Below are 11706 nucleotides of genomic sequence, written 5' to 3'. Positions count from 1 at the left end.
ATGGATTAAAAGATTGACGCTAGCAGAGTAAAATGAGAAAATATACTATATGTCCATGATATTTTAGAGCTTGAAAGGATGTTCAAATTGGAAAATTTAATTTATTACTCTTCCATGTTAGGTGGCATATTGCTGTCTGTTACTCTCATTTGGGTGGCAATCTATAATTTTAGAATTTCCCAAACTAAAAAAGCAAGTTTATTTCTTCTTTCTGGATTATCTCTCGGAGTCCTACTTATTTATAATATCCTATTTCCACAATAAAAATTTATTTAAATTACCAGCCTTTAATCTTAAATATTTTTGAACCAAATATAGATTGCAGCGCATCTCCAAACAAATGAGAAATTCCTCCTAAGAATACATAAGGCGCAGCCCCTTTTATACATAAAAAAGGAATTGATAAGACCGCACATCCTAACAATGTATGACAAAACCCCCTATGACTCATAAAACCTACAAAAATATTTAATCGGCCAAGCATCGATCTGTGGTGGTCAATATCCGGCAGTATACTGCCAATCACTATAAATAAAATATCCATTGGTTGTACCGCAAATTCTAGACTAAAAAAGAGCCCTATAATAATATGTATTGCCCAATTGAAAATAATCACCTATTTCGTTGTGTACTATGACTTATGCTGTATCGTTTCGTGTAATTTTTCAAAAAAACAATTACGAACATTCGTTTGTATTTTTATAGTAAAGCAAACATTCGTTCTTGTAAAGAGAATTTCAAAACTTTTTCGACGAACCACTGGGAGGGAACACGATGGATAAGATAGAAAATTTCGATGTTCTAGGCAGCAACATCAGCATTCGCCATCTTCCAACTACATAATCGTCATTTATAAAGCGCCTGCCACAACGTGGTCAGGCGCTTATGATTTATTCTTTATTTTCTTCAAACATTCCTGTAACGAAAAATGTGCCTCGGGTTTTTGCCAGCAGTTGATTCTGGCTATCTACGATCTCACTTTCTGCTACCATTGTATTTTTCCCATTATGAATGACTTTTCCAATGGCTTTTATAGCGGCTTGAGTTGCTGCTCCTTTAATAAAATTCATATTCATTTCAAGGGTCACCACTTTTTTGCCGGTAGTCGCACATGCGATTCCCATAGCTGAATCAGCCAAGGAAGCTAAGGCACCACCATGAGCGATATTATACAGGTTTGTATGTTTACCAGTAAGTACAGGCATACAAAGTTCTACCTTACCTTCTTCCACATGTATAATTGAAATATCCAATAACTTGATATACGGGTTTTCATCATAAATGGTAACGAGGTTCTCCTTTAAACACTCTGTAGTATTTTTCATATTTATTGCTCCTAACATTACTCCAATTTCTATTGCATCTTAGCTAATTGTATCCCACTATATATAATTATCAGACAATCCTATACCTATTGTAAAAATTCTCTATAAACCTATAACTTTCCTTCTTTTATAGCTCACTTGCACGTAAGGATCTTTTGCGAAGGGATTGGACAAACCACCCAAAAGCACCTAAGGCAAAAGGATATAACCCTATCCATCCAGTAAAACAATAGATGATCATACACATAATAAGTGACAATGCTGCAAAATACCGGCCCCATCCTTGGGATGGTAATAATTTCACTGCTGCTGCCATGCCGATAATATATAAGGATATGAATATAGTACCCGGAAATTGAATTAAGATTCCAATGTTAATATTAAACCAGAAACTTATCCATAATACCACCATAAAAACTGGCAATAATACGAGTAATACACGATGCGGGGTATGAAACTCTTCATGCAAAGAGCTAAAGTATTCAGGAAAATCTCCCTGGCGGGATTGCGCGTATACAAGGCGAGAGAAACCAGCTACATAAGTATGAATCGTGCCATAACAGGTCAAAAATCCTAATATACCAGTAACAGCACCAGCCCAATGTCCCCATCCCCTACCAATCATACCCGCTAAAGCGATAGAGTTGTCTGGACCTATATATGCCCCAGTACCTATCGTAACAAAAACAACAGAGAGATACATGATATTAATAATAATAATGGAAATCATTAAGCTTAAAGGAATGTCACGGATGGGATCTTCAAACTCCTCTGCCAAATGCACAATCATCTCCCAACCAACGAAAGCCCAAAATAACATTGCCATTGATACACCTATGGGTGCTATACCATTCGGCGCAAAGGGGAAAAAAGCTTTTTCTTCAACATAAGGCAAGGCTGAAAATACCGCCGCCAACAGCACTGCGGCCACACTGCCGATGACTGCTATCTGTACCCTTCCGGATAATTGAATCCCTCGATAGTTAAATATCACCGCCATAATTAACATGGCTGCCGCGACAATCACAACTTGATAAGAATTTAGCGAAAATAGAGCACTAATATAATTAGCTCCTATCAAAGCACAGATAGGCCCTCCTATAGGTACTGTCCCCAAAAATAATGTCCCTGTTACCGCTCCGGCTTTATCTCCAAAAGCTCTCCTAGCATATGCGGCAATACCACCCGCATCAGGCTGCTCCGAGGCCAAACGGCCAAGTGTAATAGCTAAGGGTATGGATAATAGCCCCATCAAAACCCAACTAACCATTGCCGCCGGACCAGCCAGCTGAGCCGTCGCTACTGGCAAAATCAATACACCTGATCCTAATACTGCCCCAATGGTAAGTGCCGAACCCTGCATCCAAGATATAGACGCCTTAAAGCTTCCTTTTGGGTCATTCATATCTATCATGCCTCCCATCATTCAATACATTTAATCTTTACGATTAAAAAATTTCGCAATTTCGTAGACATTGCCTACAAAGTATCTTATCATGGTATATACACATTGGTACAATTGATAGTTTAGATGCAGTATATCAAAAAATCAGATAGGAGAATTTACGATTATGGAATTTCGGCAGCTACAAGCCTTCTGTACAGTTGCTAATACCTTAAGTTTTACCCGTGCTGCTAATATACTAGGCTATGCTCAGTCTAGCATTACTACTCAAATACAACAGTTAGAACAAGAACTGAATGCTAAACTATTTGAACGATTAGGAAAATCCATCGTTTTGACCAGCGAAGGAGAATGTTTTTTAATGTATGCAAAACAAATTTTGCATCTGTCTATGGCAGCTAAGGAGGCTGTTACCGGTTCAGCTACCCCAAAAGGTTCTATTACGATTGGTGCACCTGAATCTTTCTGTGTTCACCGTTTACCTTTATTATTACAAGAATATCGCAAACGCTACCCCGAGGTAAAAATAGCACTTAAAACCGGTACTTGTAGTGATTTTGCTTATTGGCTGCGGACTCATACCATTGATATTGCTTTCTTTTTGCAGCAAGAAAGTCATCATCCTGAACTAATCACCCATACTCTTTTTCGAGACCCCATGGTTATTGCCGCTGGCGCTGATCATCCTCTTATCCAAAAAGGTACAATAACCCCCTCTGACCTGCATGGTGAAACTTTAATTTTAAGTGAAAATGGCTGTAGCTATCGGGTAGTATTAGAAAGCATCTTAGCTGCCACCGGTGCATACCCAGCTTCTATACTAGAATTTAGTAGCGTAAGTGCTATGAAACAATGTGCTATCAGTGGTCTTGGAATTACATTACTGCCAATGATTGCAGTATCTACAGAAATCACATCTAGTCAATTAGTAAACTTAAATTGGGTTGGACCTGACTTCAATATTTACGCACAAGTTGGCTATCATAAAGACAAATGGCTATCACCAGCCCTTTCTGCTTTTTTCAACTTAGCAATTGAAATATTCAGCCATAAAACTAAAACCCTCGCATAATCTGCGAGGGTTTTTAGCATCATGATACTTTTTGAATCAGAACTCTATTTACGCGCATAAAATCAGCTTCCGTAATAATAAAGTCATATCCTTCATAAGAAATTTTTCGATTTACCTCAAGGGGCAACTCCGTTCTTGCACAAATCCAGCCACCAAGAGTATCTACATCTTCTGTTGGAAGCTGTAAATCAAAAAAGTCATTAAATTCCTCTATGAGAATACGTCCATCTACTAAGTGAGCATCTTTCTCATGAGTTTCAATTAGGGGACGTTCATCATCAAACTCATCATGCATTTCCCCTACGATTTCTTCCAGAATATCTTTTACGGTAACGAGTCCAGCAGTTCCACCATATTCATCTATAGCAATTGCTATCTGTGCCTTATTTTTCTGCAGAAGTTTTAAAACAGAACTAATCTGCATAGATTCAGGTACAGCAAGTACATTTCTCGTAATACTTTCCAAATCAGGCTTAGCAGTTAGTGCAAGTGGCGATAAAAGATCTTTGATATGAATAAAGCCAATAATATTATCTTTATTTGAATCACATACAGGATATCGTGTTTTCCCTTCCTGTATAGCGACTTCTAGGTTATCCTCATAAGACTTTTTGATGTCCAGGCATATCATATCTGTACGTGGAATCATTACCTCACGAGCATGTCTTTCTGCAAAGTCAAATATATTATCCATTAGGGTTAATTCCGTCTGATTTATAAAACCTTGCCTGTGACTCTCTTCCATAAGGATACGTATTTCTCCTTCTGTATGGGCAGATTCACTATCTGTTGCAGGCTCAACACCTAATAATTTCAGAAACTGATTAGCCGTTCCATTCATAAACCAAATAAAAGGATACATGATCTTATAAAAGGCAATTAAAGGTGGTGCTGCCCACATGGTAACTTGCTCCGCCTTTTGAATTGCCATTGATTTCGGTGCCAATTCTCCCAAAATAATATGCAGAGAAGTAATCACAGAAAAGGCAATCACAAAAGAAATGGTTGCAATGATTTCTTGCGATAAACCAAATGCCAAAAGCAGTGGGGCAATTATGCTGGCAACTGCCGGTTCACCTACCCAACCTAACCCAAGAGAAGCTAAAGTAATCCCTAGCTGACATGCTGACAAATAAGCATCCAAATTTTTGGTTAATCGCTGCGCAAATTTCGCTCTAACATTTCCCTCTGAGATCAACGTTTCTATCCGAGTGCTTCGAACCTTAACCATAGCAAATTCTGCTGCAACAAAGAATCCATTTAGCATAACCAAACCTAAAACTAAAATTGTATTAAACAGTATAGACGCAGGGTCCAATAAATATCCCTATTATCCCTCATCCATTGGGGAAATAGGACACCTCCTCTATTATATATATATTGTAACATTATACCACATTTTTTAAATTATTTAAAATAGATCTAGCCTCTATTCGATTAATACTACACTCCATTAGAGCAATACATCTTAATTTTCTTAGAAACCCTCTATGTATCTTCTTATATTACGTATTTTTTCCCTTTAAAACGATATTTAAATATCACGATCTTTTAACATCGTCAAAATACAAAAAAAACTTCGCATAAATACGAAGTTCTAATTTACGTGGTGCCGAGGACCGGAATCGAACCGGTACGGAGATTTCTCTCCGACGGATTTTAAGTCCGTTGCGTCTGCCAGTTCCGCCACCCCGGCATAAATCAATATGCCAAACTGTTTAAGGCAGTATATAAAACTTTGAGTTGGAGGCGGCACCCAGATTTGAACTGGGGATAAAGGTTTTGCAGACCTCTGCCTTACCACTTGGCTATGCCGCCTTTAATGGAGCGGGAAACGAGATTCGAACTCGCGACCCTCGCCTTGGCAAGGCGATGCTCTACCGCTGAGCTATTCCCGCATTTAAATGGTGCCTCAGGACAGAATCGAACTGTCGACACGAGGATTTTCAGTCCTCTGCTCTACCGACTGAGCTACCGAGGCATTTAAAATTGAATGGCGACCCAGATCGGATTTGAACCGACGACCTCCGCCGTGACAGGGCGGCATTCTAACCGCTAAACTACTGGGCCACTGTATAGTCACAATGTCTATTGTACTATGTTACATCTAGTGTGTCAACTGTTTTTTGAATGCCACATGGATTTTTTTTTTACCAGCTACATTCCTTAGCCACAGATATTATTATAGCACATAACCTTTTATTGTCAAGTACTTTCGTAAATTAGATTTTCTTATTGCCCTAAAACTTTCTTAATTGTTTCAATGACTTGAGTATTATCAAAAGGCTTTACAATGAAATCTGATGCACCGGCATTAATCGCATCCGTAATAATAGATCTTTGCCCAAGCGCAGTGACCATTACAATTCTAACCAAAGGATTTTCCTCAAAAATATGTTTGACTGCTTCTATTCCATCCATTTTAGGCATGGTAATATCCATCGTTATTAGATCAGGTTTATGATGCCGATAAAGTTGCACCGCTTCCATGCCATCCCCAGCTTCACCAACTATCTCATGACCATTGTCAATCAATACTTTTTTTAGCATCATGCGCATAAAAGCAGAATCATCACAGACTAATATTCTTGCCACTTAAATTCAAACCTCCTACAATTAACAACTATCATATCTAGTTTTTTCTTTACATAACTCCATCTTAATTTAATTGTATTCTTATCTTTTCCAATTCCGTTGTCAAATGACTTGCAACAAGTTTTTGTAAGTCAGCTAAATCTTTTGTATCAAAAATAGCTAATATGATTGGGGTTCCCTTTATACGCGTCTCTCCAAAAAATTCATCTCTAAATACGTTGTAATAAATAGTTAAATTACTTTTCAATTCAAAATCGCTATAATCGACGATGATATAGGAGCCATTGATCACTTTTACAGGCTCATCTGGTTTTATAAATAACTCAAAACCGAGCAAAGTTTGAGGCAAATCTTCTTTAAACGACCAATCCATTATTTTTTTTTCATGCACGATGCTCTCTATATTTTCTCTAGTGAAAAAACTTAATTGGGTTAAGACACCTTTGAGTCGTTGAATTAATATTTTTTCTAGTTGTTGTATATCTCCAACAATAAAATTCACATCAAAATATTCGATTAGACCAATCACTACACGAGCAAAATATTCTTTTGTCGCTTGATCATATAAAACGGAAAAACTTTTATGTTCTTCTTTATTTTGATACGTAAATATACAATACTGTGTATCACGTTTCTCCAACTCAATTAATAGTGTAAATTTGCCAAACTCCTTCGGTAATTTCTTTAATAATTCCCATTCGTCTACTTCTGCTATGATTTTTTCCATATACAACAATACCTTTCACTCTGGACTACTCTTACTTATTCTGTATTCATACTTAAAAACCTGCTGCTTTATCACCAAATATAATAAAAATGAATATCATGTCATAACTCAATCAAATCGATTAGGAGGGAAATCCATGAAACGCAGCATAAAGATCATAACAATAATATTACTGGTACTCTTCATGACTGCCTGCAGCCAAAGTCCGACTACACACGATACAGCAAGCAACGGTCCTGCTTGGGCGCCAGCAGTATCACCATTGCCTCAAGAAACAGTTGTCAAAGTGGGCATGAAACAAGTTGTATCCGATGCAGGTATACTGATTGGCACGGCAAAGAACTATTACAAAGATCTAGGCATTAAAATCGAACCGGTGCAATTCAACACTGGACAGGAAATGATCAACCAATTAGCTGCTGGGCAACTTGATGTAGGCGCTACCGTTACATCTTCAGGATTATTTAACGCCATGTCTCGTGATATTCCTATAAAAATCGTTGCTGATAAAGGTATCAACCTTCCCGGGCAAGGCTATTATCGTCTTGTAATCCGCAAGGATCTAACAGATACGATAAAAGATTATAAAGATCTGCGAAATAAAAAAATTGCCATTGTTGGTACGGCCTCTCTTGATGAAATTGCGTTATCTAGAGTGCTACAAAAAGGAGCATTAACTATGAATGACGTTGATGTTCAGGTAATCCGCTCTTTTCCCGATATGCTGGTATCCCTCGGTAATAAAAGTATTGATGCAGCTATGATCATCGAACCTTTTGTCACTCTTAGCATAAACAAAGATTTGGCTGATCCATGGAAAGACCCTGTGGATTATGATCCCGATGCCCAAACAGCCTTGTTAGTCTATGGAACAAGTATGACAAAAAACCCCACTGTAGCTAACCGTTTTATGACTGCTTACATACAGTCATTGAGAGACTACAATGATGGTTTTGTAAAAAATAAAAATAGAACTGAGATCATTGATATTCTTTGTAAGTACTCAGTAATTAAAGACCCTGCTTTATATGAAAAAATGTTTCCCACAGGCTTAAATCCTAATGGGTATGTTCGCACAAAAGGCATTCTCTTGGATTTAGATTGGTATAAGGAAAATAACTTATTACAATCAGATATAAAGTATGAAGATGCCGTAGATAATCAATATGTCGATTTTGCAGTAAAAACCTTAGGAACATATCAATAATATAAACCTTAGCGCTTGGAGATGATAGCATGATAAAGCAAGAATATTCTTCGTTACTCATTCGAATACTGTCCATATTATCCCCATTGAGCATTCTCATTCTCTGGGAGGTCATGGCTCGTATTCATATTATTGATACCCGTTTATTATCCAGCCCCAGCTTAATACTGCATGCTTTCATTCCGCTTCTGTTGTCTGGTGAGTTATTATATAACACTGCAGTTAGTGTACAACGAGTGATATGGGGTTTTCTAGCTGGTTCTGCCCCTGGCATAGTATTGGGTATTGGTATGGGGTTATCTCCTCTAATCCGTTCAGCTTTTGAACCGATGATTGCTGCCACATACCCGATTCCCAAACTAGCTCTAATGCCCCTAATTCTATTAGTGTTTGGACTGGGCGAAACTTCTAAAATTTTCACAATTGCAATTGGTGTTTTTTATTTAGTTGTAATCAACACCATGGCTGGGGTATTAAGTATTGATAAAATTTATTTAGATGTAGCACAAAATTTTGGCGCCAACCGTAAAAATTTTTATCTTACCGTTGCTCTTCCCGGTGCTCTTCCGATGATCTTTGCAGGGTTGAAACTCGGTATGGGTATGGCTTTAATTCTAATTGTAGCAGCCGAACTTTCTGCTGCAAAAGCCGGGGTCGGCTGGATGATATGGCGAGCCTATGACATGTTTGCCATCGAGCAAATGTTTATAGCACTTATCACACTATCCCTTCTTGGCTATGTATTTTCTTTACTCCTTGATATGTTGGAAAATTGGGTTCTTCCATGGAAAAAACAAGTCTAATAAAGGAGATGCATATAATGGCCTATGAGAAAGAAAGCATCTCAGTTTCAAATCTCAGTAAAATTTTTAATACGAATTCTGGTCAAATCACAGCCTTACAAGATATTTCACTATCCATCGGCGAGGGAGAATTTTTCTGCATTGTAGGACCTAGCGGTTGTGGTAAAACAACGCTACTTCGCATACTAGCAGGGTTGGATAGTTCTTCAGGCGGCACTATCACTATCAAGCCAACCAATATAGATCGTCCTATCAATTCTATGGTTTTTCAAGAACAATCGATTTTCCCCTGGATGACAGTGATCGATAATGTTTCATACGGATTACGCATGCGCAATATACCCAAAAAGGAACGGTATGAAATAGCCAGGCATTATATAGAAATGATTGGTCTCAGTAAATTTACTCACGCCTATCCCTCCCAATTATCTGGTGGTATGAAGCAGCGAGTCAGCGTAGCTCGCGCTTTTGCTAACGATCCTGAAATCCTATTAATGGATGAACCCTTCGGAGCACTGGATGAACAAAATCGCATCCTCCTACAACATGAATTATTAAGAATCTGGGAAGAAACAAGGAAAACGACGGTTTTCATCACCCATAGTATCGATGAAGCCTTATGTTTAGGAGATCGAATCATGGTAATGAGTGCCAATCCAGGCATGATTAAAACGATCGTTAATAACGATCTCCCCCGACCTCGAAGGATATCTGAAATACGCACTTCACTACAATACAACCAGTTATTCCAGTCGATTTGGCTGATTCTAAGAGATGAAGTAACAAATAGTAAAAATAATTCTTTCACATAAAGAAAAAAGCAACCACAAATTTAGTGAGTTGCTTTTCACTTGTAACGAAAAATTTGAATAAACTTAAAAAACGACACGATAAAATATCGTGTCGTTTGCAAATTTCTGGCAGGGGCAGAAGGACTTGAACCCTCAACCAACGGTTTTGGAGACCGCTACTCTACCAATTGAGCTATACCCCTATGGAGCGGGAAACGAGATTCGAACTCGCGACCCTCGCCTTGGCAAGGCGATGCTCTACCGCTGAGCTATTCCCGCATAATAATGGCGACCCAGATCGGATTTGAACCGACGACCTCCGCCGTGACAGGGCGGCATTCTAACCGCTAAACTACTGGGCCACATTGTCGTGTCATTCACCGACTTAATTATAATAACACAACTTTATCTTAAATACAAGAGTTTTTAACGAATTATGTTAATTTCTTTTTATGATTCTATGATTACACTGTACTAATTATTTATAATTTTCGGCTGCCGCGTTTTGTTATTGGCAGATTTTGAGCACATGAAGGACAGTCTTCCGATTGATAGGTTTTTACATCCAAGTGCAACAAAGCTTGATGAGGTACACCAAAATCCGCTTTACCCCCGCTGCGATCTACTAATATACCTACTCCTACAGGAATCCCGCCATGTTCTCTAACAACATCAAGAACTTCTTGTACTGAACCACCTGTTGTAATAATATCTTCTACAATTAATACTCGTTCACCAGGCTGAATAACAAATCCTCGCCGCAAAGTCATTTTTCCATTTTCCCGCTCGGTAAAAATCGCACGAGTTCCTAAGTTCTTCCCTACTTCATGAGCTAATAAAATTCCACCAGTGACAGGACCGATTACTAATTCGACCTGATCTTGAACAAATCTTTCTGCCAACGCCTTGCATAATTTAGCTGTATGCTCTGGATATTGCAGTACTTGAAATTTTTCTACATATTGTGGGCTATGTAAACCAGAAGTCAATAGGAAATGACCTTCCAGGATGGCACCCGTATCGATAAATAACTGCTTTACTTCTTCTTCCTTCATGCTCGTTCCCTCATTTCTTGTAAAATGTCTTTCACAGCCTGCCTTGGGTTTGCCGCAGCAGTAATAGGTCTGCCGATCACCAAATGATGCGCACCATTTTTCAAAGCTCTTGCTGGCGTAGCAATGCGACTTTGATCATCAATCGCTGCACCACTAGGTCTTATGCCAGGTGTAACAATGATAAACTCATTACCGCATACAGCCTGAATTTGCGCAGCTTCCTGAGGAGAAGCCACCACTCCATCCATTCCTGCTTTTTGAGCTAATTGAGATAAATGAATCACCTGCTGCGACAAATCCACATTATACCCAAGAGCTGACCATTCATCCGCATTCATACTCGTTAAAATTGTCACGGCAATCAATTTCGGACGCTGCACCTGCATCTCATCGGCTTTGTTTTTTACCGCTCTTGCTGCCGCTTGCATCATAGCAAATCCGCCTGAAGCATGAACATTAAGCATCGTTGCACCTAACTGCGTTAGAGTCGCCAATCCTTGTCCTACTGTATTAGGTATATCATGCAGCTTTAAATCTAAGAATATGTCTTTATTCTGCTGACGCAGATAGGTAATTACTTGACTTCCTACACTATAAAAAAGTTCCATACCAACTTTATAATAGCTCACGCTATCCCCTAACTGTTCCACAAGTTGCTGTACGGTCTCCATGTTATGTACATCCAAGGCTACTATTAAGCGCTGATCACAACTCATTCATTCACTT

General features: G+C 38.6%; 12 protein-coding genes and 8 tRNA genes. 4 read left to right on the top strand and 16 right to left on the bottom strand.

All coding sequences use genetic code 11. The features are described from left to right. Nucleotides 1-277: 277 nt before the first annotated feature. The 3 genes from LMF89_RS05880 to LMF89_RS05870 form a co-directional block, all read right to left on the bottom strand. On the bottom strand, nt 278-616 hold the full coding sequence (locus LMF89_RS05880; RefSeq protein ID WP_369412563.1) for a metal-dependent hydrolase: 339 nt from the start codon (nt 614-616) through the stop codon (nt 278-280). A 274-nt stretch (nt 617-890) separates the two neighbouring features. Next, on the bottom strand, nt 891-1325 hold the full coding sequence (locus tag LMF89_RS05875) for a PaaI family thioesterase (protein ID WP_229534298.1): 435 nt from the start codon (nt 1323-1325) through the stop codon (nt 891-893). A 127-nt stretch (nt 1326-1452) separates the two neighbouring features. Continuing rightward, nucleotides 1453-2730, bottom strand: coding sequence for an amino acid permease (locus tag LMF89_RS05870; RefSeq protein ID WP_229534297.1), 1278 nt, complete (start codon nt 2728-2730; stop codon nt 1453-1455). A gap of 166 nt (nt 2731-2896) precedes the next feature. On the opposite strand from LMF89_RS05870, the gene LMF89_RS05865 reads away from it, so the two are divergent. Further along, nucleotides 2897-3802 (top strand): LysR family transcriptional regulator, encoded by a 906-nt coding sequence (locus LMF89_RS05865; RefSeq protein ID WP_229534296.1) that lies wholly within the window; start codon nt 2897-2899, stop codon nt 3800-3802. 19 nt (nt 3803-3821) lie between these two features. Here the strand turns inward: LMF89_RS05865 and LMF89_RS05860 are convergent, their stop codons facing one another. The 8 genes from LMF89_RS05860 to LMF89_RS05825 all read right to left on the bottom strand — a co-directional run bounded on the left by LMF89_RS05860 (nt 3822) and on the right by LMF89_RS05825 (nt 7124). Next, nucleotides 3822-5120: a hemolysin family protein gene (locus tag LMF89_RS05860; RefSeq protein WP_255711019.1), complete on the bottom strand. Its 1299-nt coding sequence runs from the start codon at nt 5118-5120 to the stop codon at nt 3822-3824. A 289-nt stretch (nt 5121-5409) separates the two neighbouring features. Then, nucleotides 5410-5498: transfer RNA gene (locus LMF89_RS05855), tRNA-Leu, on the bottom strand. Nucleotides 5499-5546: 48 nt separating this feature from the next. Further along, a tRNA-Cys gene (locus tag LMF89_RS05850) sits at nt 5547-5620 on the bottom strand. Between the two features lie 5 nt (nt 5621-5625). Next, nucleotides 5626-5700, bottom strand: a tRNA-Gly gene (locus LMF89_RS05845). A gap of 7 nt (nt 5701-5707) precedes the next feature. Next, nucleotides 5708-5783, bottom strand: a tRNA-Phe gene (locus LMF89_RS05840). Nucleotides 5784-5796: 13 nt separating this feature from the next. Next, nucleotides 5797-5872: transfer RNA gene (locus LMF89_RS05835), tRNA-Asp, on the bottom strand. 162 nt (nt 5873-6034) lie between these two features. Beyond that, the gene (locus LMF89_RS05830; protein WP_007955459.1) at nt 6035-6397 is read right to left on the bottom strand and encodes a response regulator; all 363 of its coding nucleotides are present in this window, start codon (nt 6395-6397) and stop codon (nt 6035-6037) included. A 64-nt stretch (nt 6398-6461) separates the two neighbouring features. Continuing rightward, nucleotides 6462-7124, bottom strand: coding sequence for a hypothetical protein (locus LMF89_RS05825; protein WP_229534294.1), 663 nt, complete (start codon nt 7122-7124; stop codon nt 6462-6464). Between the two features lie 136 nt (nt 7125-7260). On the opposite strand from LMF89_RS05825, the gene LMF89_RS05820 reads away from it, so the two are divergent. The 3 genes from LMF89_RS05820 to LMF89_RS05810 are packed head-to-tail and all read left to right on the top strand — an operon-like array spanning nt 7261 to nt 9946. After that, nucleotides 7261-8331: an ABC transporter substrate-binding protein gene (locus LMF89_RS05820; RefSeq protein ID WP_229534293.1), complete on the top strand. Its 1071-nt coding sequence runs from the start codon at nt 7261-7263 to the stop codon at nt 8329-8331. 29 nt (nt 8332-8360) lie between these two features. Next, nucleotides 8361-9134, top strand: a complete 774-nt coding sequence (locus tag LMF89_RS05815; protein ID WP_229534292.1) for an ABC transporter permease — start codon at nt 8361-8363, stop codon at nt 9132-9134. A gap of 17 nt (nt 9135-9151) precedes the next feature. Beyond that, a complete protein-coding gene (locus LMF89_RS05810; protein WP_229534291.1) occupies nt 9152-9946 on the top strand; it encodes an ABC transporter ATP-binding protein in 795 nt (264 codons plus the stop codon). 106 nt (nt 9947-10052) lie between these two features. Here the strand turns inward: LMF89_RS05810 and LMF89_RS05805 are convergent. The 5 genes from LMF89_RS05805 to pyrF form a co-directional block, all read right to left on the bottom strand. Beyond that, nucleotides 10053-10128: transfer RNA gene (locus LMF89_RS05805), tRNA-Trp, on the bottom strand. A gap of 1 nt (nt 10129) precedes the next feature. Beyond that, nucleotides 10130-10204, bottom strand: a tRNA-Gly gene (locus LMF89_RS05800). A gap of 7 nt (nt 10205-10211) precedes the next feature. Further along, nucleotides 10212-10287 (bottom strand) — tRNA-Asp (locus LMF89_RS05795). Between the two features lie 120 nt (nt 10288-10407). After that, nucleotides 10408-10980: an orotate phosphoribosyltransferase gene (gene pyrE, locus LMF89_RS05790; protein WP_007955468.1), complete on the bottom strand. Its 573-nt coding sequence runs from the start codon at nt 10978-10980 to the stop codon at nt 10408-10410. Continuing rightward, nucleotides 10977-11696, bottom strand: coding sequence for an orotidine-5'-phosphate decarboxylase (gene pyrF, locus LMF89_RS05785; RefSeq protein ID WP_229534290.1), 720 nt, complete (start codon nt 11694-11696; stop codon nt 10977-10979). Before pyrF ends, pyrE begins: the two co-directional genes overlap by 4 nt. Between the last annotated feature and the right edge of the window lie 10 nt (nt 11697-11706).

It is taken from the genome of Pelosinus baikalensis (assembly GCF_020819555.1).
GTDB classification, from domain to species: domain Bacteria; phylum Bacillota; class Negativicutes; order DSM-13327; family DSM-13327; genus Pelosinus; species Pelosinus baikalensis.
Note: the sequence above shows the minus strand (reverse complement) of the source record. Positions and strands in the feature narration are given on the sequence as shown.

Excerpts from the sequence above, each read along its gene's own strand:
- LMF89_RS05810 (WP_229534291.1), top strand. The coding sequence starts at position 9,152 with ATGGCCTATGAGAAAGAAAGCATCTCAGTTTCAAATCTCAGTAAAATT.
- pyrF (WP_229534290.1), bottom strand. The coding sequence starts at position 11,696 with ATGAGTTGTGATCAGCGCTTAATAGTAGCCTTGGATGTACATAACATG.
- LMF89_RS05825 (WP_229534294.1), bottom strand. The coding sequence starts at position 7,124 with ATGGAAAAAATCATAGCAGAAGTAGACGAATGGGAATTATTAAAGAAA.
- LMF89_RS05870 (WP_229534297.1), bottom strand. The coding sequence starts at position 2,730 with ATGAATGACCCAAAAGGAAGCTTTAAGGCGTCTATATCTTGGATGCAG.
- pyrE (WP_007955468.1), bottom strand. The coding sequence starts at position 10,980 with ATGAAGGAAGAAGAAGTAAAGCAGTTATTTATCGATACGGGTGCCATC.
- LMF89_RS05865 (WP_229534296.1), top strand. The coding sequence starts at position 2,897 with ATGGAATTTCGGCAGCTACAAGCCTTCTGTACAGTTGCTAATACCTTA.
- LMF89_RS05875 (WP_229534298.1), bottom strand. The coding sequence starts at position 1,325 with ATGAAAAATACTACAGAGTGTTTAAAGGAGAACCTCGTTACCATTTAT.
- LMF89_RS05815 (WP_229534292.1), top strand. The coding sequence starts at position 8,361 with ATGATAAAGCAAGAATATTCTTCGTTACTCATTCGAATACTGTCCATA.
- LMF89_RS05820 (WP_229534293.1), top strand. The coding sequence starts at position 7,261 with ATGAAACGCAGCATAAAGATCATAACAATAATATTACTGGTACTCTTC.